This is a genomic window from Tabrizicola thermarum (assembly GCF_003574395.1).
GTDB classification, from domain to species: domain Bacteria; phylum Pseudomonadota; class Alphaproteobacteria; order Rhodobacterales; family Rhodobacteraceae; genus Tabrizicola; species Tabrizicola thermarum.
The window spans coordinates 160717-185553 of record NZ_QMJY01000013.1; the positions used below are offsets into that span (position 1 = coordinate 160717).

General features: G+C 67.6%; 21 protein-coding genes and 1 tRNA gene. 7 read left to right on the top strand and 15 right to left on the bottom strand.

Annotation, left to right across the window (positions count from 1 at the left end; translation table 11 throughout):
- Positions 1 to 3: 3 nt before the first annotated feature.
- Positions 4 to 1314 carry a trypsin-like peptidase domain-containing protein gene (locus D5084_RS05625; RefSeq protein ID WP_128514535.1) on the bottom strand — a complete coding sequence of 437 codons (1311 nt, stop codon included), beginning with the start codon at positions 1312 to 1314 and terminating at the stop codon, positions 4 to 6.
- 151 nt (positions 1315 to 1465) lie between these two features.
- Between D5084_RS05625 and D5084_RS05630 the strand changes: the two genes are divergently transcribed.
- Positions 1466 to 2083, top strand: coding sequence for a hypothetical protein (locus tag D5084_RS05630; protein WP_128514536.1), 618 nt, complete (start codon positions 1466 to 1468; stop codon positions 2081 to 2083).
- The gene (locus tag D5084_RS18845) at positions 2083 to 4131 is read left to right on the top strand and encodes a caspase family protein (protein ID WP_128514537.1); all 2049 of its coding nucleotides are present in this window, start codon (positions 2083 to 2085) and stop codon (positions 4129 to 4131) included. Before D5084_RS05630 ends, D5084_RS18845 begins: the two co-directional genes overlap by 1 nt.
- A 68-nt stretch (positions 4132 to 4199) precedes the next feature.
- Here D5084_RS18845 and D5084_RS05640 read toward each other — a convergent pair whose 3' ends face one another.
- The 10 genes from D5084_RS05640 to D5084_RS05680 all read right to left on the bottom strand — a co-directional run bounded on the left by D5084_RS05640 (position 4200) and on the right by D5084_RS05680 (position 17562).
- Entirely contained in the window at positions 4200 to 5390 is a 1191-nt protein-coding gene (locus D5084_RS05640) for an MFS transporter (RefSeq protein ID WP_128514538.1), read from the bottom strand.
- Positions 5391 to 5427: 37 nt separating this feature from the next.
- A complete protein-coding gene (locus D5084_RS05645) occupies positions 5428 to 6828 on the bottom strand; it encodes an FAD-binding oxidoreductase (RefSeq protein WP_128514539.1) in 1401 nt (466 codons plus the stop codon).
- Between the two features lies 1 nt (position 6829).
- On the bottom strand, positions 6830 to 7489 hold the full coding sequence (locus D5084_RS05650; protein WP_128514540.1) for a helix-turn-helix domain-containing protein: 660 nt from the start codon (positions 7487 to 7489) through the stop codon (positions 6830 to 6832).
- A gap of 68 nt (positions 7490 to 7557) precedes the next feature.
- Positions 7558 to 8118 (bottom strand): sarcosine oxidase subunit gamma, encoded by a 561-nt coding sequence (locus D5084_RS05655; RefSeq protein ID WP_162302385.1) that lies wholly within the window; start codon positions 8116 to 8118, stop codon positions 7558 to 7560.
- Positions 8111 to 11062: a sarcosine oxidase subunit alpha family protein gene (locus tag D5084_RS05660; protein ID WP_128514542.1), complete on the bottom strand. Its 2952-nt coding sequence runs from the start codon at positions 11060 to 11062 to the stop codon at positions 8111 to 8113. Before D5084_RS05660 ends, D5084_RS05655 begins: the two co-directional genes overlap by 8 nt.
- Entirely contained in the window at positions 11059 to 11343 is a 285-nt protein-coding gene (locus D5084_RS05665; RefSeq protein WP_128514543.1) for a sarcosine oxidase subunit delta, read from the bottom strand. The genes D5084_RS05660 and D5084_RS05665 overlap by 4 nt, the downstream gene beginning before the upstream one ends.
- Positions 11344 to 11355: 12 nt before the next feature.
- Positions 11356 to 12606: a sarcosine oxidase subunit beta family protein gene (locus tag D5084_RS05670; RefSeq protein WP_128514544.1), complete on the bottom strand. Its 1251-nt coding sequence runs from the start codon at positions 12604 to 12606 to the stop codon at positions 11356 to 11358.
- Positions 12607 to 12712: 106 nt separating this feature from the next.
- The gene (locus D5084_RS18310) at positions 12713 to 12892 is read right to left on the bottom strand and encodes a hypothetical protein (RefSeq protein WP_155523101.1); all 180 of its coding nucleotides are present in this window, start codon (positions 12890 to 12892) and stop codon (positions 12713 to 12715) included.
- Between the two features lie 23 nt (positions 12893 to 12915).
- Positions 12916 to 16371 (bottom strand): chromosome segregation protein SMC, encoded by a 3456-nt coding sequence (gene smc, locus D5084_RS05675; protein ID WP_128514545.1) that lies wholly within the window; start codon positions 16369 to 16371, stop codon positions 12916 to 12918.
- A 120-nt stretch (positions 16372 to 16491) separates the two neighbouring features.
- Positions 16492 to 17562 carry an NAD(P)/FAD-dependent oxidoreductase gene (locus D5084_RS05680; RefSeq protein WP_128514546.1) on the bottom strand — a complete coding sequence of 357 codons (1071 nt, stop codon included), beginning with the start codon at positions 17560 to 17562 and terminating at the stop codon, positions 16492 to 16494.
- Between the two features lie 43 nt (positions 17563 to 17605).
- Between D5084_RS05680 and mnmC2 the strand changes: the two genes are divergently transcribed.
- A complete protein-coding gene (gene mnmC2, locus D5084_RS05685; protein ID WP_128514547.1) occupies positions 17606 to 18307 on the top strand; it encodes a tRNA (5-methylaminomethyl-2-thiouridine)(34)-methyltransferase MnmC2 in 702 nt (233 codons plus the stop codon).
- Here mnmC2 and lpxK read toward each other — a convergent pair.
- The 3 genes from lpxK to D5084_RS05700 are packed head-to-tail and all read right to left on the bottom strand — an operon-like array spanning position 18287 to position 20721.
- Entirely contained in the window at positions 18287 to 19276 is a 990-nt protein-coding gene (gene lpxK / locus D5084_RS05690) for a tetraacyldisaccharide 4'-kinase (RefSeq protein ID WP_128514548.1), read from the bottom strand. The two genes, mnmC2 and lpxK, sit on opposite strands and share 21 nt — an antisense overlap.
- Positions 19276 to 20472: a 3-deoxy-D-manno-octulosonic acid transferase gene (locus D5084_RS05695; RefSeq protein WP_128514549.1), complete on the bottom strand. Its 1197-nt coding sequence runs from the start codon at positions 20470 to 20472 to the stop codon at positions 19276 to 19278. The genes lpxK and D5084_RS05695 overlap by 1 nt, the downstream gene beginning before the upstream one ends.
- A 3-nt stretch (positions 20473 to 20475) precedes the next feature.
- Positions 20476 to 20721, bottom strand: a complete 246-nt coding sequence (locus D5084_RS05700; protein ID WP_128514550.1) for a DUF4170 domain-containing protein — start codon at positions 20719 to 20721, stop codon at positions 20476 to 20478.
- A gap of 144 nt (positions 20722 to 20865) precedes the next feature.
- Between D5084_RS05700 and D5084_RS05705 the strand changes: the two genes are divergently transcribed.
- From D5084_RS05705 to D5084_RS05715, 3 genes are read left to right on the top strand one after another with little or no spacing between them, the layout of a single operon-like run.
- On the top strand, positions 20866 to 21747 hold the full coding sequence (locus D5084_RS05705) for an SPFH domain-containing protein (protein WP_128514551.1): 882 nt from the start codon (positions 20866 to 20868) through the stop codon (positions 21745 to 21747).
- Positions 21747 to 22025, top strand: coding sequence for an NfeD family protein (locus tag D5084_RS05710; protein WP_128514552.1), 279 nt, complete (start codon positions 21747 to 21749; stop codon positions 22023 to 22025). Before D5084_RS05705 ends, D5084_RS05710 begins: the two co-directional genes overlap by 1 nt.
- A gap of 2 nt (positions 22026 to 22027) precedes the next feature.
- Complete coding sequence (locus tag D5084_RS05715) at positions 22028 to 22474, top strand: NUDIX hydrolase (RefSeq protein WP_128514553.1); 447 nt, start codon at positions 22028 to 22030, stop codon at positions 22472 to 22474.
- 516 nt (positions 22475 to 22990) lie between these two features.
- On the opposite strand, the gene D5084_RS05720 is transcribed toward D5084_RS05715, so the two are convergent.
- The gene (locus D5084_RS05720) at positions 22991 to 24007 is read right to left on the bottom strand and encodes a LacI family DNA-binding transcriptional regulator (protein WP_162302387.1); all 1017 of its coding nucleotides are present in this window, start codon (positions 24005 to 24007) and stop codon (positions 22991 to 22993) included.
- A gap of 252 nt (positions 24008 to 24259) precedes the next feature.
- Here D5084_RS05720 and D5084_RS05725 point away from each other — a divergent pair.
- Positions 24260 to 24335: transfer RNA gene (locus tag D5084_RS05725), tRNA-Arg, on the top strand.
- Positions 24336 to 24837 lie beyond the last annotated feature (502 nt).

The window sequence follows — 24837 nt, forward strand, 5'->3', positions numbered from 1 at the left end:
CATTCAGAATACCACCACGTCGGGGTCAAGGACATTTGCGCCCCCGACAGGGCGGACGCCCTCGGGCGCGTGCCAGGGGTCGAGGCGGATGTGCCGGGTCGCGCCGCCTGGGGCCTGGAGGAGGAGGAGCGCGGGGGCGGTGAACTGGTAGGTGGTCAGGTCCTGCGGGGCGCCGTTGATCGCAAGGATGCGGTCGCCCTTGGCAAGGCCTGCAAGAAGGGCGGGAGAGGTATCGGTGAGCGCGGTGACGATACCCTGCCCGTCCAGCGTCACGCCAAGTTCGGCGAGGCTGTAGGCGCTCACGGTCGCGGGGGCACGGGGGGCCTCGCGGGTGCGGAGGCTAGCGGGGTCCCTGGCGGTGAGGGCGAGGGTTAGGCTCTGCTCTTGCCCGGCGCGGAGGAGGGTGACGGTCGCCATGCCCTGTGCGCTGGCTTTCTCGATGGCGAAGGCGAAATCGCCGGGTTTGGCAAGTGGGATGTCGTCGGTGGCGGTGAGGATGTCACCGGGTTTCAGGCCAGCGGCTGCGGCCAGGCTGCCGGGGGCGACTGCGTCGATGAGGAGGCCTTGGGCTTCGATGCCAAGTGTCTCGGCGATCTGGCGGTCGACAGGGCGGGCGGTGAGGCCGAGGGTGGGGAACGGGGGGAGGGTTTCGTCGATGAGACCCTGGACGATGCGGTGTAGTTCGGCCGTGGGGATGGCGTAGGCGATGCCGACGAACATCCGGCTGCCATCGGCGATGCGGGAGTTCATGCCGAGAAGCCGGCCTTGGGCGTCGACCAGCGGGCCGCCGGAGGAGCCGGGGTTCACGGCGGCATCGTGTTGCAGCATCAGGATCGGGACCGCGATGTCTGTCTGCCGCGCAAGAGAGGAGATGCGGCCCTCGGTCAGGGTGAACTCGATCCCGAGGGGCGCGCCGAGGGCGAAGACTTCATCGCCGAGTTCCGGAGTGTCGGGGGAGAGGCGCAGGCCCTTGGTGGAGGTCGGGAGGGAGATCACGGCAACGTCGCGGACGGGGTCGCGGGCGATGACGAGGGCTGTCCGGTCAAGCCCTTTGCGGTCGATCAGGCGGACCTCCTCGGCGTCGGCGACCACATGGGCGTTGGTGACGGCGACCTCGCCGGTTGCCCAGAGGAAGGCCGAGCCGAGGAAGCGGTCGTTCGCGTCGGCAGAGCGGACGGTAAAGACCTTGTTCATCGCGTCGTCGAGCGGCGAGGCGCTGGCGGGGCCGAGGACGACGACCAGCGCCACGACCACCAGCACGGCCAGCGCCTCGATGGTGTAGAGCGGTCTCTGCCGCCTTGGTTTGGCCTGCATTATGAAAACCCTTGTTCTGCCTTGATGCGGCCTTGCTAGCGGTCAGGGTGCTGCGGGTCCCGTGACAAAACCTGTCATCCGGAATTCCCGCATTTACAGGCAGGAAACGGGACCGCATGTTCGACGCACCAAAAGCCGGAAGAGTGCTACGATGCGCCCATTGCTTGCCCTTTGCCTTGTCAGCCTTGCCCTGCCCGCCTGGGCAGAAGCTCCGTCCCCGGTGAAGGTGGCGGAACTGTCGGCGCGTTTGTATGCGGCGGGGATGGAGGCAGGCGATCCCCTGCTGGTTCTGTCGGCGGCGAAGCTGCGCAAGGGGCTGTCGCCGGTGAAGGGGCCGCGTGCAGCGGTGGATGGCGTGGCCGGAGAGGGCCGCCCGCTGGGCTGGGAGGAAATGCTCGCCTCTGCTGCGGCGCTGGCGGCGGGGGATGCGGTTATACTGGGTCTTGTCCAGGATGCCTTGGTCGAGACGACGAAGGGCGTGGCCTCCGGGCCGGTCTACAACATCGGGTCACTCGGCAACGGCAAGGGCGACACCTATCCGCCGATCGAGTTCCGGGGCGGGGAATATGCCGAGGTCTATGTCGAGGCGAAGGCTGCGGTGAACCTGAACCTCAGCGTCTTTGACGACAGGGGGCGGCTGGTCTGTTCGGACACCGATATCAGCCACATCGCCTATTGCGGCTGGACCCCGGCCACGGGCGGCAGCTTTACGCTGAAGGTGGAGAACAAGGGCCCGGCCGGGGCCGAGTATGCGTTGATGACAAACTGATGAGAATAATTTTCACCCTCGCACTGTGCCTGGCCGTCGGACCTGCAATGGCGCGGGAAAACTATGCGCTGCTGATCGGGGCGAACCAGTATCCGTCGCTGGAGCAGCAGTGGTGGCTGAAGGGTCCGGCGAACGACGTGCAGCTGGTGGCGACCTATCTGACCACGGCGGCTCCGGTGGCTTTCGCTGCGCAGAATGTGACGGTGCTGTCCGACGGGGTGGCGGGGGCGAAGGCTCCAACCCTGGCGGCGATCCGGGGGGCGTTTGCAGAGCTCGCGGCAAAGGTGCGGCCGGGGGATTTCGTCTATCTGCATTTCTCGGGACACGGCACCCAGGCCCCGGCGGTAGACCCCGCGACCGAGTTGGACGGGCTGGACGAGTTGTTTCTGCCGGTGGACATAGGGCCCTGGTCGGATCAGGTCGGCTCGGTCGAGAATGCGCTGGTCGATGACGAGATCGGGGCGCTGATCGACGGGTTGCGGGTCAAGGGCGCCGACGTCTGGGCGGTGTTTGATTCGTGTCATTCGGGGACAGCGACGCGGGCGGTTGAGGCCGAGGATGTCCGGGTGCGGCAACTGTCGCCCGAGGTGCTGGGGATAGACATGGGCGCGGTCGGGCTGTCGCGGTCGGTGGACCCGCGGGCCACGGAGGCACCATTCGATGCGGGGTCGGGCGACGGATCGTTTGTGGCGTTCTTCGCGGCCCAGACCAACGAGGTAACGCCGGAGAAGAACCTGCCGAGGGGCAAGCCGGGGCGGAAGCCGCAAGGGGTGTTCACCTGGACGCTGATGGAGGTGCTGGCAGAGTATCCCAACGCGACCTATGGGCAGATCGGGCAAGAGGTGCTGCGGCGCTATGCGGTAAAGAACCTGGCGAAATCGACGCCGCTGTTCGAGGGCGATCTGGACCGGGTGGTCTTTGGGGGCAAAGGCGGGGCGCGGGTGTCGCAGTGGCAGGCGGAGGTGGCCGACGGTCAGTTTACAATCCCTGCGGGGGCGCTGCATGGGCTGACGACGGGCACGGTGCTGGCGGTGATGGGCTCGGCGGCCGACCCGGATGCGGCGGCGCTGGGGTTTGTGGAACTGACCTCTGTCGAGAGTTTCACCTCGCTGGGTCGGGCGGTGGAGAAGGACGGGAAGGTCCTGCCTGCGGACTTGCCGAAGGGCGTCACGCTGCGGAAGCTGAACGAGACGCTGGACTTCACGCTGACTGTGGCGCTGCCTGCGGCGGGGACGGCTCCGGCGGATGCGTTGCTGGCGGCCATGGGAGCGTTGCAGGAAGCCTCGGGTTCTCGGCTGGCTTTCGTCGCGCCGGATCAGGAGGCGGACTTGCGGCTGGCGGTGCTGCCGGACAGCCCGCGGCCGGATGCGATCTGGGTGCTGCCCTCGACCGGGCTGGCCGAGGATCTGGCGGGGACGCCCTCGGTGTCGACGGACGACAAGGACGGGGCGGCGCTGGCGGCAGTGCTGGCGGATACGCTGATCACGATGGCGCGGGCGCAGAACCTGTTGAAGCTGGCGGGGGCGGTGGGGTCAGTGACCCCGGATGTCGAGGTGGAACTGCTGACGCGGACGCCCGAGGACCGGACGCTGCGGCCCCTGCCCTTCGCGCCGGTGCCGGTGCTGGTACCGGATGACGAAGTGCATGTGCTGGCGCGGAATAATGGCGCGGGGCCGGTGGACGTGAATGTCCTTTATATCGGCGCGGACTGGTCGATCAGCCATTGGTTCAGTGGCCGGTTGCAGCCCGGTGACGCGTTGAAGAAGGGATTGTTCAAGATTTCGGCAGATGTCCTGGGGCAGGAGCGGATGCTGGTGGTGGTAACCCCTGCCCGCCCGCAAATCCCGGTGGAGGACCTGAGCTATCTGGCGCAAGACGCGCTGGATGTGTCGCGGACGGTGGGTGGCTCGGCGTTCGATGCGGCGCTGGCGGAGGCGGGGTTCGGTCAGACGACCCGGGGAGCGATTGCCCTGACGGATGACGTTGCGGAGTCCGGGTCGGGGCCTGCGATCCTGTCGCTGGAACTGCGGACGGTCGCCCGGGAATAAGGCTTTGATCTGCAAGCATTGCTGCGCAGCATTGGGTGCAGCATTGCTTCGCCTTTGCTGCGCAGAAGCTAGCGCCGGTCGGCGACCCGGAGCGAGGCGGCTCCGATCAGCGAGGCGGCCACGCCGAAAAGCGCCACGGCGCCATAGCCCGACAGTGTCGTGCCGAGGGAAAAGCAGCCTGCCGCGATCACGTCCCCTGCAAGCCGCTGGACCGCCATGAGCGACGCCCCTGCCCCGGGACGGTCGGCAAGCAGATCCTGGAGATAGGCGATGGGGACGGTCAGGATGACGGCCCCGCCGATCGCAGCAGGCAGGACGAGGAGCCAGACGAGGGGCGAACCGGCAAGTGCCGGCAGCAGCGCCACATGCAGGCAGTAGAGCGCGGCACCTGCGAAGATCAGTCGGGTGCTCGGGATGCCGCGGGTCAGGCCGGGGATCATCAGCATGAAGGGGACCTCCAGACCGGCTACGAGGCCGACATAGAGCGCGACATCCTGCGGGCCACGCCCGACCGACCGCACCATGACCAGCGAGACGATGGCCATGTAGACTGTCGAGGCGCTGAACACGGCGCCCAGCGCGATGACGCGGGCGGCGACGCGCGGCTGGCCCATCTCGCTCAGCGCGGCACGGAAGGACAGGCCCGAGGGGCGGTCGTCCCATCGGGCCGTGCCATCGGCGGGCCAAAGCCGCAGCACCGCAGCAAGCATCAGGATCGACAGCACGAAGGCCACCGGGAAGATCAGGGTGACCGGGGCTCCCGCTGCGAAGGCGACGGACCAGAGCGGCAGGACCACGACGAAGGGTGCTGCGAAGAGAGCGCGGATCACGGCCATGATCCCGTCGCGCAGATCGGGGGGATACCGGGTGGCGGCAAGACGGGCAAGGGCAAAGACCTGGCCGAAGGTCACGCTGCTGATCGGGATCAGAAATGCGGCGGTCAGGGCGAAAGTCCATCGGGTCGGATGGACCGTCATCAACAGGCAGCCCGTAAGCAGCGCCAGGATGGCGGTCAGCGTGATCCGCTTGCGCCGTGCGGTCTGGTCGGCCCGGATGCCGCCGTAGACCGAGGCCGAGACCGCGACCAGCGAGGCAAGCGCCAGAATGATCGCATAGCCCCGGTCTCCGAAACCGAAGCTGTTGACCGCCAGCGTCGAGACATAGGGGTTGAACGAACAGGCGACTGCGCCTTGCAGGGCAAGAATCAGCCCGGCGGCGCGCAGCACAGGGTCGCTCAGGCAGATGCGGATGGCGGACATTGCGCCTGCCTATCCCGGGGGCGAAAGGGCCGCAAGATCAGGGGATGACCTTGCCGGGGTTCATGATCCCCTGCGGGTCGAGCGCCTGTTTCAGCGTCCGCATGACGTCGAGGGCCACCGGGTCCTTGCGGCGCCGCATCGAGGGAAGTTTGGACAACCCGACCCCGTGCTCCGCCGAAAAGCTGCCGCCCAGTTCCGCCACCACATCCTCGATGGTTTCGAGGACCCTGTCCTTCAGGTCCTCGTCGTCGCGGGTCGGGTAGGCGGTGAAGTGAAGGTTGCCGTCACCAAGATGCGCCACGGTGATGGTCCGCGCGCCGGGGTCGAGGGTCTCAACGCGCTGGATGGCGGTGGTCAGGAAAGTGTCAACCTTGTCGAGGGGCAGGCAGACATCGGTGTCCACCTCGGGGTGGAGACCGACGCCAATCTCGGCGGCGGCCTCGCGCCGGGCCCACATCGCGCGCCGTTGCTTTTCGCTGCGGGCGAGGATGGCGTCGGTGATGAGACCGGCCTGCATCATGTCTGCAAGGATGCCCTCCAGGGTCGCGATGAGGGGTATGTCACCGTTCGCGTCCGGGGTGGCCTCATGCGGGACGGTGGTGGCGGCCTCGATCAGGATGGTGACTTCGGGGATGTGATCGAAGGGCAGGCCAAGGTCGGGCCGGGCTTCGCGCAGGCGTTCGGAGTAGGTGCGGGGCATGAACTCGAAAGCTTCGACCTTGCCGCCGGTGGCTTCCTGCATGCGGTTGAGCAGGGTGAGCGCGTCGGCAACCGAACGGACGGCAAGGGTGGCCGTGGCATGGGCCTTCGGTGCGGGGACCAGTTTCATCACGGCGGCGGTGATGATGCCCAGGGTGCCCTCGGCACCTATGAAAAGATTTTTCAGGTCATAGCCGGAGTTGTCCTTGTGCAGTTCGGACATGAGATTCAGGATGCGGCCGTCGGGCAGGACGACCTCCAGCCCAAGACAGAGGCCGCGGGTGGAGCCATAGCGCAGGACGTTGGAGCCGCCCGCATTGGTGGACAGGACCCCGCCCAGCATGGCCGACCCCCGTGCACCGAACCAGAGCGGGAAATAAAGGCCCTCTGCCTCGGCGGCCTCGTGCAGGCGGGAGAGGATGACCCCGGCCTCGGCGATGACCAGCCGGGCGTCGCGCTTGACCTGACGGATGCGGTTCATCCGTTCGAGAGAGAGGAGGAGGCCGCCCCGCGTCATGGTCCCGCCGACCAGGCCGGTGTTGCCAGAGATGGGCACGACCGGCACGGAATGCTGCGCAGCAATCCTGACGCAGGCCGCGACCTCGGCGCTCGATCCAGGGCGGACGACGGCGACGGGCTGGCCGTGGTAGCGGCCCATCCAGTCGCGGGCATGGCGCGCCGTGTCGGGGCCGGTCAGAACGTTGGCGGGGCCGACGGCGGCGGCAAGGTCGGTCAGCATCTCAGCCCTGCGGATAGGCGATCACCGAGAGATAGCGGGCCGGCAGCTTGACCAGCGTTTCGGGCCCATGTGGCGCATCGGCATCGAAGAACAGGCTGTCGCCGGGTTTCAACGGGTAGACCGCATCGCCGTGGCGGTAATCGACTTCGCCCTCCAGCATGTAGAGAAGTTCCAGCCCGTCGTGCTGGAAGGCGGGGAACGTGTCGGATTCAGTGGTGAGGGTGATGATGTAGGGCTCCACCACGACGCCCGAATTGTTCGACCCGATATGGCCAAGCAGGTGATACTGATGCCCGGCGCGGGTGCCGCGGCGCTCGATCTCGACATGTTCACCCGCCTTCACATGCTGCGCCTCGCGGCGTTCCTCATAGCTGCGGAAGAAGGCGGTGACGGGGACCGAGAAGGCATGGCTGAGGACCTGGAGCGTCGTCAGCGACGGCGAGGTGTTGCCGTTCTCGATCTTCGACAGCATCCCGATCGACAGGCCGGTGACATTGGCCAGATCGGCCACGGTCATCCCCTGCTGACGGCGGAAATTGCGCACCTCGCGGCCGATGGCGGCTTCGAGGTTGCGCTCGCTGATCTCGCGGACGCGGTGGGGGTCCTGGTCAAAGGCCGGTTTGCCGCGCGGAAGGGCTGTGTTGGCGGTGCCATCGGACATGGGGTACTATCCCGGAATGAAACTATTGGGAATGGTTTCATTACAGGAAAAAATCTGTCAAGCAAATGCTACCAGACGGAGTGTGCTGCCGTCTCGATGGCGTGAAGCAGGCTTTCGGCGCTGGAGCGCGGACCGTAGATCCTTGCGGATCCGCGGCCGTGCTTGATGAGGTAGACGCCCAGGTGGTCCATCACCGTGCGGGTGGCGTAACCTTCCGGCTGTGCGGCATAATCCACATTGCAGAGCCGTTCGAGGAGGGGGGCAAGGTCCGGGGCTGTCAGGTCGAAGGCAACCCAGGCGTCGGTCTGTTCGGTGATGCTGGCGGCGTCTCCGAGCGCATGTTTCAGCAGATCGGCGATCAGCTCATGGCTGGCATAGGGGGCCTCGACGAACCACATTTCGGGCGTGATCCAGAAGGCGCTGTAGGGGGTGCCGGGCTGGTGGGTGGCGGGGCCGGGCAGCGGAATGTCTGCCTTTTCTGCGGCCTTGGCGAGGTCCGTGCCGCGACCCTTGCGGACGGCGACTGACGCGAGCGCGACGTCACTGCGTTCGGTGATCGACAGCGGGCCTTGGGTGACGGTGGTCGCCTCGCGGCGGCCGAGGGCGGTGAGGGGTTGCAGGCTAACCACGGAGACGCTCTCCTTCCGGGTCGAACATGTGGGGCGAGACGATCTCGACTTCGGTATCGAGGCCCGAGAGCAGGTTCACGATCCGCATCCTCTGGCCGATCTTCTTGTCGCCTGCCTTCAGATAGCCCAGCGCGATGTCATGGCCGAGGTGCGGCGAGTAGACCTTCGACGTGAGCCAGCCGCCATCGTTCGCCGCAACGGGGGCCGCGCCTTTCTCAAGGAAATGGCTGCCTGCGGTGAGTTTGCCGTTGGGGTCCACGGGCTTGACGCCCACCAGGCGGTAGCCGTTTTCGTCGGTGAGGCCTTCGCGTTGCGACAGGACCATGCCGATGGAGTCCTTCTTCTTCGACACCATCCTGCCCAGTCCCATGTTCAGCGCGGTGGACTGGCCGTTCAACTCGCCCCCGGCGACATGGCCCTTCTCGACGCGCATCACGCCCAGGGCTTCGGTGCCATAGACAACGGGGTCGTATTCCGCCCCCCTCGCCAGCATCTCGCGCAACAGGGCGTCGCCATAGCGGGTGGGCACCGCGATCTCATAGGCCAGTTCGCCCGAGAAGCTGATGCGGAACAGCCGCGCCCGCAGGCCGCCGCAGACGGTGATGTTGCCCGCGCCCATGTAGGGGAAGGCGGCGTCGGAAATGTCCTGATCGACGATTTTCTCCAGTAGTTTGCGCGCGTTGGGCCCGGCGACCGAAAACTGAGCCCAGGCTTCGGTGGTGGAGATGAGCTGGACGTCCATCTCGGGCCAAAGACATTGGCGGCAGAATTCAAGGTGGCGGAACACGGTCACGGCATTGGCCGTGGTGGTGGTCATGACGTATTCATGCTCGCCCATCCGTGCGGTGGTGCCGTCGTCGAAGACGATGCCATCCTCGCGCAGCATCAACCCGTATCGGCACTTGCCGACAGGAAGTGTGGAGAAGGTGTTGGCATAGACGCGGTCGAGAAAAGCGCCCGCGTCGGTGCCCTGGATGTCGATCTTGCCAAGGGTCGTGACGTCGCAGATGCCGACGGACTTGCGGGTGGCGAGGACCTCCCGGTCGACGGACTGGCGCCATTCGGTCTCGCCCGGTTTCGGGATCCATTGGGTGCGCAGCCAGTTTCCGACCTCGACGAAGACCGCACCCTGTTCCCTGGCCCAGTGGTGGCTGGGGGTCAACCTGAAGGGCCTGAATTCGCGGCCCCGCGACCGGCCTGCCAGCGCGCCGAGAGCGACGGGTGTATAGGGCGGGCGGTAGATCGTGGTGCCTGTTTCCGGGATTGACCGCCCTGTGAGTTCGGCCATCACGGCAAGGCCGATCACGTTGCCGGTCTTGCCCTGATCGGTCGCCATGCCAAGGGTGGTGTAACGCTTCAGATGCTCGACGCTGGTGAAGTTCTCCTGATGCGCAAGCTTGACGTCCTTGACGGTGACGTCGTTCTGCTGGTCGATCCAGGCGCGGCCCTTGCCGTGGGCGACGTGCCACAGCGGGGTGATCCGGATGGGCATGTCCTCGGCCTCTGGCAGGTCGGGACTGCGGGAGAGTTCGAGGGCCGCGACGGCAGCGTCCCGCCCGGTCTTCAGCGCGGCATGAGTGGACATCTGGCCAGCCGCTGCCCCGGCGACAAGCAGGCCGGGGGGGCCGTCCGAACCGGGAATGAAGGCGGCAATGCCGGGGTCGTACACGGGACGGGAGCGGTGATGAGAGTGGATGTTCACATTCGGGTTCCAGCCACCCGAGACACCCAGAGCGTCGATGGCGATGTTTTCCGAACGACCGTTCGCTTGGCGGACAGCGATCGAGGCAAGACCCAGCTTGCCTGAGGTGTCGATAACCTCCGCCCCTTGCAGATGGCGGATACCGGGGAGCAGACTTCCGCCTTGACGGCTGTCGATGACCGCCACCACGTCCACTCCCTTGGCCTGCAGATCAAGGGCCGACCGCAACCCGTCATCGTTGTTGGTGAAGATGGCGACCCGCTCACCCACCTTGACGCCCCACCGGTTGGCATAGGCCCGCAGGGCTCCGGCCAGCAGGATCCCGGGGCGGTCGTTGTTCTCGAACGCGATGGGGCGTTCGGTGGCCCCTGCTGCCAGGATCGCGCGGCCCGAGTAGATGCGCCAGAGGCTCTGGCGCGGCTTGCCCTTGGCGGGGGTAGGCAGGTGGTCGGCCACCCTTTCGACGGCACCGTAGATCCCGTGGTCGAAGGCGCCCATGACGGTCGTTCGGGTCATCAGGCGGACGTTGGGCATCGTCGCCAGTTCGGCCACCGAGGCGGCAGCCCAGTCGGCTCCCGGCACATCGCCAACTGCATAGGTCTCGGCATTCAGCCGCCCACCCATGCGGAAATCCTCGTCCGCCAGGATCACGCGTTTTCCCGCCCGACCCGCGGTCAGCGCCGCCATCAGTCCAGCTGGACCGGCCCCGATCACCAGAAGGTCACAATGCAGGAAGCCCTTGTCGTATTCGTCCGGGTCCTCTTCCCGCGTGACAGACCCAAGGCCCGCCGCACGGCGGATGATCGGCTCGTAAAGCTTTTCCCAGAAAGACTTGGGCCACATGAAGGTCTTGTAGTAGAACCCGGCCGCAAAGAAGGCAGACAGCTTGTCGTTGATCCCCATCGCGTCAAAGCGGAGCGACGGCCACCGGTTCTGGCTGTTGGCGGTCAGGCCGTCGAAAAGCTCGACAACGGTCGCACGCGTGTTCGGCTCTTGCCGCGCGCCCGTGCGAAGCTCGACCAAGGCGTTCGGCTCCTCGGATCCCGCCGAGAGCGGCCCGCGCGGGCGGTGATACTTGAAGCTGCGTCCCATCAACCGGACGCCGTTCGCCAACAGAGCGGAGGCCAGCGTGTCGCCGGGATGGCCCTGGTAGGGCAGGCCGTCGAAGGTGAAACGCAGCGTCTTCGTGCGGTCGATCTGGCCCCCACCAAGCTTGGCGTCAATGCGATGCGACTGGGTCATTTCGTGCGCCCCCGTGCCCGTGCGACCTCGCGGGCGAGTTCAACCTTCGTGATCTCGTGCGTCACTGTGTTGCGTGTCACCACCAGCCAGGACCGGTCGCCTTGTTCATGGTACCAAAGCTCCTGATGTTCGCCCGCCGGGTTGGTCCGCTGATAGAGATAGTCGTGGAAAGCCTCCACGCCTGCGGTCATGCCGTCGGGGCGGTCAATCAGCGAGGCATCGCCGAGATAGACGAACTCTTGCGCATCGCGGGGGCCGAGGATCGGATGGTGAATAATCATACGGTTACGCCCTCAGTGCAGGTTCGGGGTCGCGCCTTGCCCCTTTTCGTCGATCATCAGCCCCTTGAGGAACCGGTCGAAGCGGTAGGCCCTGGCGGTAATATGTGACTCATCCTTCGCCAAGAGATGCGCAAAGCACCAGCCACTTGCCGGGGTCGCCTTGAACCCGCCGTAACACCAGCCGCCGTTGAAGTAGAGGCCTTCGATGTGGGTCTTGTCGATGATGGGCGAGCCATCCATCGACATGTCCATGATCCCGCCCCAGGTCCGCAACAGGCGCACGCGTCCGATGGCGGGCATGAGCGCCATGCCTCCCTCGGCCACATCCTCGATCACCGGCAGGTTGCCGCGTTGGGCGTAGGAGTTGTAGCCGTCGATGTCGCCGCCGAAGACGAGGCCGCCCTTGTCGGACTGGCTGACGTAGAAATGCCCGGCGCCGAAGGTCATCACACCGTCGATGAGGGGTTTCAGGCCCTCGGAGACGAAGGCTTGCAGGACGTGGGATTCGATGGGCAGGCGCATCCCGGCATGGGCCATGACCTTCGACGACGACCCGGCCACCGCAACGCCGACCTTCTTAGCGCCGATGTAGCCTCGGGTCGTTTCCACGCCCTTGATGCGGCCGTTTTCGATCCGCATGCCGGTGACTTCGCAGTTCTGGATCAGGTCAACGCCGCGGCTGTCTGCCCCCCGCGCATACCCCCAGGCCACCGCGTCATGCCGCACCGTGCCGCCGCGCGGCTGCATGAGCGCGCCCTTGATCGGAAAGCGGGCGTTGTCGAAGTTGAGCCAGGGATACATCTGGCGGACCTCGTCACGCGACAGCAGCCGCGCGTCCGCACCGTGCAGGATCATCGCATTGCCGCGCCTTGTGGCCGCATCCCTTTGCGCATCGGTGTGGATCAGGTTGATGATCCCGCGCTGGCTGACCATGGCGTTGTAGTTGAAGTCCTGCTCCAGCCCCTCCCAGAGTTTCAGGCTGAACTCATAGAAGGGCTCATTGCCATCAAGCAGGTAGTTCGACCGGATGATCGTGGTGTTCCGGCCCACATTCCCGCCGCCGAGATAGCCTTTCTCAAGCACCGCGATCCGCGCCTGACCGAATTCCTTAGCAAGGTAATAGGCCGTGGCAAGCCCGTGGCCGCCGCCGCCGATGATGATGTAATCGTAGTCGGGCTTGGGGTCGGGGTCGCGCCAGACGGGTTTCCAGCCCTTGTGGCCGGTAAGTGCCTCGGCAATGACCCGAAATCCGGAATAGCGCACGACGGTTCTCCTGCTTTCGGGCTGGTTGTAGGCCCGTTCGGGTGCAGGAAGCCGTTGGTTTTCGCCATGCACACCGCGGTTTTCGCCACGGCGCGAGGAAGTGAGCTCAGTGCCGGAAGGCGGCCTCGATGGCCGCAAATGGCGACCAGGGCGGGGGCATGTTGGCGACTTCTTCCTGCGCCCAGGCGAAGAGGACGAGGATGGTGGTGGCGGAGAGGAGCATCTGCATGTTCAGGCCCTGGATACGGTTTGTTCCCGTACCGTTCTGCCCGATTCTGGTTGCCAAGCGGTTAACCATGCGCCCGCAGCTCATGCGACCAGCGCCTCGGCCTTCTTCAGGTCCACCGAGACCAGCTGGCTGACGCCCTGTTCCTGCATCGTCACGCCGAACAGACGGTCCATCCGGGCCATCGTCACCGCATGGTGGGTGATGATGAGAAAGCGGGTGTCGGTGCGGCGGGTCATCTCGTCCAGCAGGTCGCAGAAGCGGGTGACGTTGGCGTCGTCCAGCGGTGCGTCAACCTCGTCCAGCACGCAGATCGGGGCGGGGTTGGCCAGAAAGACGCCGAAGATGAGAGCAAGCGCGGTCAGGGTCTGTTCGCCGCCCGACAGCAGGCTGAGCGTCGCCAGCTTCTTCCCCGGCGGCTGGCAAAGGATTTCCAGCCCCGCCTCCAGCGGATCGTCGGATTCGACCAGCACAAGGCGCGCCTCGCCGCCGCCGAAGAGGTGGGTGAAGAGGGTCGAGAAGTTCGCGTTGACCTGCTCGAAGGCGGTCAGCAGACGTTCGCGACCTTCCTTGTTCAGGCCCGCGATCCCGGCGCGCAGCTTCTTGATGGCTTCCTCAAGGTCGGCCTTTTCGGTCGCCAGCGCGTCATATTCGGCTTCAACAGCCTTCGCATCCTCTTCGGCGCGCAGGTTGACGGCGCCCAGGGCCTCGCGCTGGCGTTTCAGGCGGCTGACATCGTGGTCCAGCGTCTCGGCGTCGGGCATCTTGTCGGGGTCGGTGCGGAGCGAGGTCAGAAGTTCGTCCGGTGTCCGGTCGTCCTCCTCGGCGATCCGCTCGGCGGCCAGAGCCACGCCTTCGCGGGCGGCATCCAGACGGGCTTCTGCCCGGGCGCGGGCCTCGCGGGCCTCGCCGGCCAGGCGTTCCGCCTCCCGTTCGGCAATCCCCGCTTCGCGCAAGGCGCCCTCTGCCTCGGCCAGGGCATCGGCGGCACGCTTGCGACGCTCCTCCGCCTCGGCGATCGCCTCGACCAGCTCGTCGCGCTTGGCTGCGATCTCCTCCGGCGCCAGCATCGCCTCGGCCAGTTCCTCCTCGGTCTCCGCCTTGCGTTCCGCCAGTTCCTCGGTGCGCTTCGCGGCGGTCTCCAGCCGGTGCTTCCACCCCGACAGCTCCTTCACGGCCTCCTGACGCCGCCGGACCCGGGCTTCGCCCTCGCGGCGCACCTCGTCCTGGGCAGAGCGGCGGGTCATCATGGTGATCCGCGCAGCCTCGACGGTGATCCTGGCGGCCTCCACGGCGCCCCGTGCGGCTTCCAGGTCGCCGAGTTCGGCCACCGCAGCCTCGGCCTCTTTCAGCCGGGCACGAGCGGCCATCGCTTCGTCCTCGAACCGGCTGACGGCAAGCCTCGCGGCTTCCAGCTTGCCCCCGGCGATCGATCGGTCGGCCTCGGCCCGGGCCAGCGCGCGGTTCGCTTCGGCCAGCCGGGCATCGGCGGCCCGGCGCGCGTCGCGGGCGCGTTGATCTGCCGATGCCAGTTCCGCCAGCCGCGCCTGCAACGCCTCATGCGCCTGCCGCGCGCCGTCGGCCCGGGCCGCCACATCCTCCAGGTCGCGCTTCAGTTGCACCAGTCGGTTCAGCTGTTGCAGGCGCAGCGCCGCCGCCGAAGGCGCATCCTCGGCAGCCGCACGGAACCCGTCCCAGCGCCACAGATCGCCCTCGACGCTGACAAGCCGTTGGCCGGGCCGAAGGGCGGGTTGCAGTTGAAAACCCTTTTCACGAGTGACAAGCCCGATCTGGGACAAGCGCCGCGCCAGCACCGCCGGGGCCTTGACCCGGTTGCCCAGCGGCTCGGCGCCCGCAGGCAGGGCCTGGGCATCGTCATATGGCGCAAGCACCGCCCAGCCCGACCGCGCCTGCCCCTCCACCTCGGGCGCGCGCAGGTCATCGGCCAAGGCCGCACCCAGCGCCTTCTCATAGCCCGGCTCCACCTCCAGCCGGTCCAGCAACTGATGCCCGGCCTGCGCCTCGCGGTCCACCAGGCGCGCCAGCGCCGCCACTTCGGCCCGCAGCGCCGACGCTTCGCCCTCTGCCGAGGAACGCGCCGCCCGTGCCTCGGCCTCCTTCCCCTGCGTTTCGGCCCGCGCGGCCTCGGCAGCTTCAAGCGCCGCCTCGGTCGCCTCGCATTCGGCCAGCGCTGCCTCCTGCGCCTCTTCTGCCGCAGCGAAGGCCTCTGCCGCCGCCTCAAGCGCGCCGGAGGCCGAGGCGACCGCCTCGCGGGCAGCAGAGGCCTGCGCCTCCGCCCGCTCCAGCACCGACCGCGTATCTGCCAGCATCCGCTGGGTCGACTGGTGCCGGGCCGCCAGCCGCGCTGCGTCCTCGGTCAGTTCCGCCAGCGCCGCCTCGCGTTCGGCCAGCACCGCCCCGGCCTCGCGCGCGGCCTCGACCGCCTCGGCCAGCTTTTCCTCATGCCCGTCGTGGGCGCGGGCGAGCTGCTCGATCTCCCACTCCAGCCGCTCGATCACCTCTCCCGCGTCGCGGTTCAGACCCGCCTCGCGGTCCATGTCGCGCGAAAGCTGCTCGATCCGGCCCTTCAGCGCGTCGATCTGCGCCAGGGCGCGGGCCTCCTGATCCCCCAGGGCGTCGCGCTGCAAGACCAGCCGTTGCAGGATGGCGCTGGCGATCGCCTCTTCCTCGCGCTTCGGCGGCAGGGCGTCCTCGGCGGCCTCGCGCGCCTTGCCTGCGGCACGCGCCGCCGCCTCGGCCTGATGCTGCGCGATCAGCCGTTCGCGCAGGGCGGCTTCGGCCTGGGATCGCGCCTCGTCCGCCTCGCGCCAGCGCCGCCAGAGAAGCATCCCTTCCGACTTGCGCAGTTCTTCGGAAATCTCGCGGTAGCGCGCCGCCTGCTTGGCCTGCCGGGTCAGGACCGACAGCTGCTGAGCAAGGCTTTCCAGCACGTCATCGACGCGCAACAGGTTCTGCTCGGCCCCCGACAGCTTCAGTTCTGCCTCGTGGCGCCGCGCATAAAGCCCGCTGATCCCGGCGGCTTCCTCCAGCACCCGGCGGCGGGCCTTGGGCTTGGCGTTGATGAGTTCCGAAATCTGCCCCTGCCGCACCAGCGCCGGAGAATGCGACCCGGTCGAAGCGTCGGCAAACAGCATCTGCACGTCGCGCGCGCGAACGTCCTTGGAGTTGCACCGGTAGGCGGAGCCGGCGTCGCGGGTGATCCGGCGGACGATCTCGATCTGGTCGGCGTCGTTGAAACCTGCGGGGGCAAGGCGGTCGGTGTTGTCGATGACCAGCGCCACTTCGGCAAAGTGCCGCGCGCCCCGGGTCGCCGCGCCATTGAAGATCACGTCCTCCATCCCGCCGCCGCGCATGGCCGAGGGGCGGTTTTCGCCCATGACCCAACGCAGCGCCTCCAGCAGGTTGGATTTGCCACAGCCGTTGGGGCCGACCACGCCGGTCAGCCCCTCATGGATCACCAGATCCGTGGGGTCGACAAAGCTCTTGAAGCCGTTGAGGCGCAGGCGGGTCAGGCGCAAGGGGTCACTTCCGAGTCAGGGCTGTGCGATGTTCCCGCCGGGGCACGAAGGAGTCAACCGGGCACCCCGCATCTGGGCGGCTGGCCCCGCCTTATCCCCAAGATGTTGCGGCAGGGCTGCTCAGTCCGCGTTCCTTGGTCGTCCGGTCAAGGGGTTCAACAGCGTCTCGGCTTGAAATTCGGGCGGGATCCGGTTCCGGTCATCCAAAATCAGATCCGCCATGACCTCGGCCACCTTTGGGGCCATGCCGAAGCCGATCTTGAACCCGCCATTGGCGATGAAATGCCCGGGGCGTCCGGGCCATGCGCCCAAGAGCGGCGCGCGGGTTGCGGCGCGGGGGCGGACCCCGGCCCAGCGGGCGACTACCTCGGCCCCGCGCAGCGCGGGAAGGGCCGCAAGCGCCCTGGCGAGAAGCCCGTCCAGCTGCGCATCGGGGCCGTCGACGGTCCAGCTGTTTTCCGAGGTCGAGCCAATGGCGACGGTGCCGTCGGCATGCGGCACGATGTGCAGGCCGTCGACAAACAGCTGCGGTGCCGCACGGGCGTCAAAGCGCAGCGCCAGCGCCTGCCCCTTGACGCCGGACCCGACCTTGACCCCCAGCGCCCGTGTCAGCTCGGCCAGGCCCGCGATGCCGGTCGCGTGCACGACGATCCCCGCTTCGATCCCTTCGCCCATGACGATCTCGGCGCCGCCTGCCCGCAGCGCCTGCATCAGAGCCTCCAGCGCCAGTCGAGGCGAAAGACGGGCCGAGAGCGTGTCCTTCACCAGCCAGCCCGAGGGCGAAATCGGTTCCCAAGCTGTGCCTGTCGCCGGGATCACCCGCCAGTCGGCCTGCCCGCGCCAGAAGGTCTGCGCCTCATCCGCCCGGCGGCGGGCGGCGGCGATGGCTGCCGCATCCGCCAGCGGCTGCAAGCGGCCAAGCCGGGCATAGCCGGGGCTGAGGCCAGAGGCCGCCTCGACCCGCGCCCACCAGTCTTCGGCCATCAGCAGGCTGTCCAGCTGGAAGGCCTTCTTCGGGTTCCAGGCCTCGGGCACATGCGGCGACAGGGCCCCGACCAGACCGCCCGAGGACCCGGCTCCGGGATGGGCGATCTCGATCAGCCGGACCTTCGCGCCCCGTCGCAGGCAGGCCCAGGCGACCGACAGACCGAAGATCCCTGCTCCGCGTACCGTGACGTCGATGCTTGCCATTCCCCCGCCTCAAGCCCATGAACAGGGCAAAGGACTACCCCCGATGACCGCCGCCGAACAGCCCCCCGAAACCGGTCCCGACCTCGACTGGCGTGACGCGCTGATCCCCGTCTCGCGTCGGTTCGACGATCCGTATTTCTCGCTGGCCGGCGGGCTGGACGAAACGCGGCATGTGTTTCTGGCCGGGAACGGGCTGCCCGAACGGTTCCGCGACGGGTTCCATGTCGCCGAACTCGGCTTCGGCACCGGGCTGAACCTGCTGGCGGTGCTGATCGCCCATCGCGGGCCGGGCCATGTCCACTACACCAGTTTCGAGGCCTTCCCGATGTCGGCCGCGGACATGGCGCGGGCGGTCTCGGCCTTCCCTGACCTTGCAGAAATCGCAGGCCCCATGTTGCGGCAATGGGAAACCGGGGCGCGGATCCTGCACTTTCCGAACCTCACGGCCCGGATCATCCTCGGCGATGCACGCAAGACGCTGCCTGCCTGGGACGGTCGCGCCGATGCGTGGTTCCTTGACGGATTCGCTCCGGCCAGGAACCCCGAACTGTGGTCTGCCGAACTGCTGCTCGAGGTCGCGCGCCACACAACGCCCGGCGGGACCTTTGCGACCTATACCGCCGCCGGTCATGTCCGCCGCGCGCTGGCCGAGGCCGGGTTCGTGGTCAGCCGCGTGCCGGGTTATGGCCGCAAGCGCCACATGACGGTCGGGCACTTGCCGGGATCAGAGGCCCAGAGCCGTTAGCCGCGCATCCAGCGCCGACCAGTCGGCGACATGCAGCCGCACGACCAGCGTCAGGACGCGCGACCTCCACGCAGCGGGCAGGCGAGCCGCGTCCTTTTCGGTAGTGACCAGCTGCGCCCCGACTGCCTTGGCCTCGGCCTCCAGCCGCCGCAACAGAGTGTCGGACAGCGTCTGGTGATCGCCCAGCGCCTCGCCCCGGATCAGCTCGGCACCCTCGGCCCGCAGCGTGGCGAAGAACCGCGACGGGTCGGCGATCCCCGCAAAGGCCAGCACCCGTTCCCCTGTCCAGTCCATGCCCATGGCAAGGGGCCGCAACTCTCCGCGCAGAAGGGGCGCAGAGACGGCAGCACGCCAGACCGCGTCGAACTGCGCCTGCGCTGCCCCGTCGCCGATGGCCAGCACCAGATCGGCGCGGGCAAGGCCGGTGACGACGGGTTCACGCAGTGGACCGGCGGGAATGCAGCGGCCATTGCCGAAGCCACGACCCGCATCCACCACGACGAGGCTCATTGAAGACTTGACCGCCGGGCTTTGAAACCCGTCGTCAAGCAGGATGACCTGCGCCCCCGCCGCCTCGGCTGCGCGGACGCCTGCGGCACGGTCCTTCGCTACCCAGACCGGCGCGAAGGCGGACAGGACCAGCGGCTCGTCCCCGACATCCGCCGCCCCGTGTCGCGCCGCGTCGACGCGGACCGGACCGGCCAGATGCCCGCCATAGCCCCGGCTGACCACCTGAACCTCATGCCCCCGCGCCACCAGCCGTTCGACCAGGGCGATCACCGTGGGCGTCTTGCCCGCCCCGCCCGCAGTCAGGTTGCCGACACAGATCACCGGGACACCCGGATGGTAGCCCGGGCGCCGCAACCGCCGCGCCGTGCCTGCCGCATAAAGCCGGCCCAGCGGGGCCAGAAGGCGCGGCAGAAGGCCCGGTCGGTCCGGCGGTCTGAACCAGAAACCGGGGGCGCGCATCACGCCTCGCCGTCCATGATCGCGCGGATGCGCTGCAATACGGCATCGGTGACCTCGGCACCGTCGCTGGCCACGGTCCAGGCGGCCTGTGCCAGGCGGGCGGCACGGTCGGGGGACAGAAGGTCGCCCAGCGCCTCGCCCAGATCCTGGGCCGAGGCGACCGCCCGCGTCGCTCGCGCCGCGCCCAGCCGTCCGAAGACCTGCCCTGACGGCCCCGTCTTCGGGCCATGCATGATCGCCGATCCCAGAACCGCCGCCTCCATCGGGCTGCGCGTCGGGCCTTTGCCCGACAGGGTGCCGCCCAGGAAGGTCACCGGCGCCAGCCGGTACCACAGCCCGTACTCCGCAGGATTGTCGGCGATCAGGATCTCGACCTCGGCTTCGGGCTCCTCATCCGCCGCCCGTTCGGCGACGATCCAGTCCCCGGCCTCGGCCAGCGCCTTGGCCAGCGGCGCAGCGCGCGAGGGCTGCTCGGGCATCAGGATCAGAAGCAGCCGGTGGGAATGCTGCAAGGCCTTGCGATGCGCCTGCAAAACGGCCGCCTCTTCGCTTTCGACCACCCCGGCGGCGAACCAGACCGGCCGCGCCGCCAGAAGCCGCGACAAGGCCGCCCGTTCGGATTCAAGCACGGGCAGAACCGTGGTTTCCTCTTCCATCCGCCCGGTCACCGCAACGGCGGAGAGGCCCGCACCGCCCTTGCGGAAGGCGCGCGCCGCGGCTTCGTCCACCGCCATGATCCCGCGGAACCGGCCAAGGATCTGCCGCATCAGGCCGGGATACCAGGCATCGCGTTCGCGCAGGAAGACGGGGGCCTTGCCGTTCACCATCAGCATCGGGATCTTGCGCTCGGCGGCCTCGTGCATCACCGCAGGGCGCAGCTGGCCACCGGCAAATATCGCGATCTCGGGGCGCCAGTGGTCCAGAAAGGCCCGGGCGTCGGCGGGATTGTCGGGTGGCGGCGCTTGCAACACCACCCCGTCCAGCGCGCCCGCCGGGTCGGGCGCGGTGAGAAGAACCGGCAGCCCGTCCTCTTCGACCAGCCGACGGGCCAGCGCCCGGATCGGGCTGACCAGCGCCTCGCCCGGCGCATGCAGCCAGACCAGGCGTCCGACAGGACGGGCCGGCCGCGCCGATGTCTCGGCCTGGTCGCGCCGCTGACCAAGATTGTACAGCGTCAGACCAAGCGAGGTCGCCATGACTCAGGTGCCCAGTTCCTCGGTTGCCGAGGCCGCAGCGGATTCGTCGCGCAGACGGTGAATATGGGCGATGAAATAGCGCATGTGCGCGTTGTCGACCGTCCGCTGCGCTTCGCCCTTCCAGGCCCGGTAGGCGCTGTCGTAGTCCGGGAACATGCCGACGATATGGATCTGGCTGACATCGCGGAAAACGTTCTTCTGCGGGTCCACCAGCTCGCCACCAAAGACAAGATGCAGGCGTTGGGTCATGATCGGCTCCGTTCCGGTTCAGGCGCGGCGAGACTATCCGCTTCGGGCGGCAGGGGGAAGTGAGGCTCGGGTCTTGCGCAGGGCGTGATCCGGGGTCACATTCCGTCAGCGCCTTTGGCGCGAAGTTGGACCGGAGGATTTGACGTGGACCTTGACTTCCTGATTGGCTGGCCCGGCGTGTATCTGGCCATAGCGCTGTTCATCATCCTGTGCATCTTCCTTGGCGTGCGGATCGTGCCGCAGTCGGAAAAGCATGTCGTGGAACGCTTCGGTCGGCTGCGGGCGGTGCTGGGGCCGGGGATCAACTTCGTGGTGCCGTTCCTCGACCGCATCGCGCACAAGGTATCCGTGCTGGAACGCCAGCTGCCGAACGCCTCGCAGGACGCCATCACGGCGGACAACGTGCTGGTGAAGGTCGAAACCTCGGTCTTCTACCGCGTGACCGAGCCGGAAAAGACTGTGTACCGGATCCGGGACGTGGACGGGGCGATTGCGACGACGGTAGCGGGGATCGTGCGCAGCGAGATCGGCAAGCTGGAGCTGGACCAGGTCCAGTCCAACCGCGCCCAGCTGATCGAGCGCGTGCGCGAGCAGGTCACCGCGATGGTCGATGACTGGGGGGTCGAGGTGACGCGGGCGGAAATCCTGGACGTGAACCTGGATGAGGCGACGCGGGCCGCCATGTTGCAGCAGCTGAACGCCGAACGCGCGCGGCGGGCGCAGGTGATGGAGGCCGAGGGCAAGAAGCGGTCGGTCGAGCTTGCCGCCGACGCCGATCTCTACGCCGCCGAGCAGGCCGCCAAGGCCCGTCGCGTGACAGCCGATGCCGAGGCCTATGCGACGGGGGTGATTGCCGCTGCGATCAAGGAGAACGGGCTGGAGGCCGCGCAGTTCCAGGTCGCGCTGAAACAGGTCGAAGCCTTGCAGGCGGTGGCCGTGGGTCAGGGCAAGCAGACGATCCTGGTGCCCGCCAACGCGCTTGAGGCCTTTGGGGACGCGTTCAAGATGCTGAAAGGGCGGTCGTGATGGCAGCGATCATGGCGACCTGGTGGGCCTGGGTGATCCTCGGCTTCGCTCTGGGCGTGCTGGAGGTCCTTGCGCCCGGGTTCATCTTTCTCGGCTTCGCCATCGGCGCGGTGGTGACCGGGGTGCTGGTCGGGATCGGCATCCCGGCCGGACCTGCGGCTCTGATCCTGATCTTCGCCGTCGTCTCGGTCCTTGCCTGGCTGATCCTGCGCCGGGTGGTGGGGGTCCGCGAAGGGCAGGTCAAGATCTGGGACCGCGATATCAACGACCAGCGCTGAGCATGGACTTCACCGGGGCCAAGGCCGCGCTGTTCTGCGGGTCTTCGGTCCTGACCTGCCTGCGCGACGACCGGCCGGACCTGCGCTGGCCGGGGCTTTGGGACCTGCCGGGCGGCGGGCGCGAGGGGGCGGAAACAGCCGAGGCCTGCCTGCTGCGCGAGCTGCGGGAGGAGTTCGGGCTGACCTTGCCGCCTGACCGGCTGATCTGGCGGCGGGTGTTTCCCTCGATGGTCGAGGCGGGGCGGATGTCGGTCTTCTTCGGCGGCTGGCTGACCCGGGCCGAGGTGGCGGCGATCCGGTTCGGAGACGAGGGCCAGGGCTGGGAGCTGATGCCGGTCGCGGGGTTCCTGGTGCATCGGAAAGCGGTGCCGGAGATGCAGCGGCGGGCGGGGATCGTCTGGGAGGAGCTTGGGGCTGCCCGCGCGTGGCCACTTTTTCCGAGTGAATGAAATCAGTCACTTGGCCGTGGGCGTTTACCTTCGGTTAACCTTTCGGAGACGGATGATGCGCTGTAGCACACCCTGCGACGTGGGCGTGAAGGCCGTCGCGAGGCGCTGCGTCCAGTCTGCGTCCAGTGCGCCCCGCGCGACCAGCAGGCCTGCCAGCCGCAGGGTCGCGCCAAGCGCCGGATAGCAGAGGGAAAGGATGAGGAAGAGTCGTGTCGGGTCCTCATCCGGCAGGGCCATCCACCCGGCAAAATCCCGCAGAGAGATCGCGTCGGCGTCGATCGAGTGGTCGATGTCCTGACGCCTGGCGACGAAATCAGATCATCCGGCTTGCCGGGGAAGGGAAAGCGGCCGCCCGAGGAGAAGCCGTGGAAGCGCAAACCCAAGGCTTGCAAGGCCGCGTCCTGGCCGGCGGGGCCGAGCCGCCGACGTCGACGGCCTCAATCGGGTCCATGGGCGGCAGGACGCGGATCAGGTCACGATCAGATCAGCGGGAAGCGTCACGCCGCAACCCTGGTGCTAGCGCCGGATCGTGTCGCCGGGTTCCAGCGTCGGGAAAAGCTCGATCTTCTCGCCCGGCGTGGCCTTTCCGGCGATGATCTCGGCGGCCTTGCGGCCGATCTCCAGCCGACAGGCGTCCATTGTCGCCAGCTTGCGGGGGAGGCCGTCCAGAAGCTCGACCCCGTTGAACCCGGCAAGGCCGATGCGGCCGGGCACGTCCAGGCCCTGCGCCAGGCAGTAAAGAAGGCCGCCGGCCCCGATCATGTCGTTGGAATAATACAGGAAATCGACGTCCGGCGTCCGGTTCAGCACGGCCGCCGTCATCTCGCGCCCCTTCAGAAGCGCCGAGCCGCCGGAATAGTATTCCCGGTCCACCAGGGACAGCCCGGCCTTGGCCAGCGCCTCTTCAAAGCCTTCCAGCCGCTTCTTGGCGCGGAAGTCGTTCGGCATCTGGGTGCCCAGAAAGGCGATCCTGCGGTAACCGGCGGCGATGATCGCCTCGGCCATCTGCCGCCCGGCGCGGCGGTGCGAGATGCCGACGGCGTGGTCCACCGGATCGCCGTCGATGTCCATGATCTCGACGATGGGAATACCCGCCCGGGCCAGCATGGCGCGGGAGGCGGCGGAATGTTCAAGGCCCGCGACAATCATCCCCGAGGGCCGCCAGGACAGCATCTCGTAGATGACCGATTCCTCGCGGTCGGACAGGTAATTGGTGACGCCGACCACGGGTTGCAGGCCGGTGCCGTCCAGCACTTCGGAAATGCCGGTCATCACTTCCGGAAAGACCATGTTCGAGAGGCTGGGGATCACCACACCCACGAGGTTGACGCGCTGGCTGGCAAGCGCCCCGGCGATCTTGTTCGGGACATAGCCAAGCGCGCGGGCGGCTTCGAGCACCTTTTCGCGCGTGGGCGCCGAGACATCGCCCCGGTTGCGAAGGACCCGGCTGACGGTCATCTCGGAAACGCCCGAGGCTTCGGACACGTCGCGGAGGGTCAGAGTGTGGCGCGGGTCGGGGGAGGGCTTGGTCAAGGCATTGGTCCGAAGGGTAGCAATACCCCTTGTTACCGCCAAAGCCGGGGCTTGTCCAAGGCGCAATCGTCTGCTATTGTTACCGCTAACAGCCACTCGGTCGATCCTGGGGCTGGCGATATCTGGCGCGTCCTGCAAGCTCTCACACTGGACACGACGGACCAAAGGGGGGGTAGTGGGCCAAAACTTGCCTCCCCTTTTCATTTCCGGTGGTTGCTTTTGTTCGGCTTTCGACGCAATGAGGGCGGGCGTGGCCCCGTAGCTCAGGGGATAGAGCGGCCGCCTCCTAAGCGGCAGGTCGATGGTTCGAATCCATCCGGGGTCACCAGTTTCTTCCCTGTTTGAAATCAGTCGGACAGGCTTTCCCCCGGGGGTCCGGCGGAAGGCGGGTGCAGCGGATAGCGGTTCTGGACATCGGCAAGACCAACGCGAAGGTGCTGGTCGTGGACCTGGCCCCGGGGGCCGAGGAGGTGCTGGCGCGGGTGCCCAATGCTGTGGTCCGGGACGGGCCCTATCCGCATCACGATCCGGAGATGCCGTGGGGCTTTGCGCTGTCCGGGCTTAAGCTGGCGGCAGAGCGCGGGGGGGCTGCGGAGGGGTTGCGGAGGGGTTGCTGCCCTCGGTGCTGCCGGGGGAGGTGCCGGCCTGTGCGGTGACGGATTACAACTTCGGTTGGGTCGAACTGTTGGCAGGCTGCGCCACGCATCCGGGGGTTGCAGAGCCGGAGACGGTCTGGCAGCGGCACTGGGGCGTGCTGACGCGGATGCTGGAGCGGATGGCGTCGTTCCGGGGGGCGGACGGCGGATTGGGCAGAGCAGGCGGCGCACCTG

What these genes read in the sequence shown, in the direction of transcription:
- D5084_RS05625 (WP_128514535.1), bottom strand. Translation starts at nt 1,314, where the DNA reads ATGCAGGCCAAACCAAGGCGGCAGAGACCGCTCTACACCATCGAGGCG.
- D5084_RS05630 (WP_128514536.1), top strand. Translation starts at nt 1,466, where the DNA reads ATGCGCCCATTGCTTGCCCTTTGCCTTGTCAGCCTTGCCCTGCCCGCC.
- D5084_RS18845 (WP_128514537.1), top strand. Translation starts at nt 2,083, where the DNA reads ATGAGAATAATTTTCACCCTCGCACTGTGCCTGGCCGTCGGACCTGCA.
- D5084_RS05640 (WP_128514538.1), bottom strand. Translation starts at nt 5,390, where the DNA reads ATGTCCGCCATCCGCATCTGCCTGAGCGACCCTGTGCTGCGCGCCGCC.
- D5084_RS05645 (WP_128514539.1), bottom strand. Translation starts at nt 6,828, where the DNA reads ATGCTGACCGACCTTGCCGCCGCCGTCGGCCCCGCCAACGTTCTGACC.
- D5084_RS05650 (WP_128514540.1), bottom strand. Translation starts at nt 7,489, where the DNA reads ATGTCCGATGGCACCGCCAACACAGCCCTTCCGCGCGGCAAACCGGCC.
- D5084_RS05660 (WP_128514542.1), bottom strand. Translation starts at nt 11,062, where the DNA reads ATGACCCAGTCGCATCGCATTGACGCCAAGCTTGGTGGGGGCCAGATC.
- D5084_RS05665 (WP_128514543.1), bottom strand. Translation starts at nt 11,343, where the DNA reads ATGATTATTCACCATCCGATCCTCGGCCCCCGCGATGCGCAAGAGTTC.
- D5084_RS05680 (WP_128514546.1), bottom strand. Translation starts at nt 17,562, where the DNA reads ATGGCAAGCATCGACGTCACGGTACGCGGAGCAGGGATCTTCGGTCTG.
- mnmC2 (WP_128514547.1), top strand. Translation starts at nt 17,606, where the DNA reads ATGACCGCCGCCGAACAGCCCCCCGAAACCGGTCCCGACCTCGACTGG.
- lpxK (WP_128514548.1), bottom strand. Translation starts at nt 19,276, where the DNA reads ATGCGCGCCCCCGGTTTCTGGTTCAGACCGCCGGACCGACCGGGCCTT.
- D5084_RS05695 (WP_128514549.1), bottom strand. Translation starts at nt 20,472, where the DNA reads ATGGCGACCTCGCTTGGTCTGACGCTGTACAATCTTGGTCAGCGGCGC.
- D5084_RS05700 (WP_128514550.1), bottom strand. Translation starts at nt 20,721, where the DNA reads ATGACCCAACGCCTGCATCTTGTCTTTGGTGGCGAGCTGGTGGACCCG.
- D5084_RS05710 (WP_128514552.1), top strand. Translation starts at nt 21,747, where the DNA reads ATGGCAGCGATCATGGCGACCTGGTGGGCCTGGGTGATCCTCGGCTTC.
- D5084_RS05715 (WP_128514553.1), top strand. Translation starts at nt 22,028, where the DNA reads ATGGACTTCACCGGGGCCAAGGCCGCGCTGTTCTGCGGGTCTTCGGTC.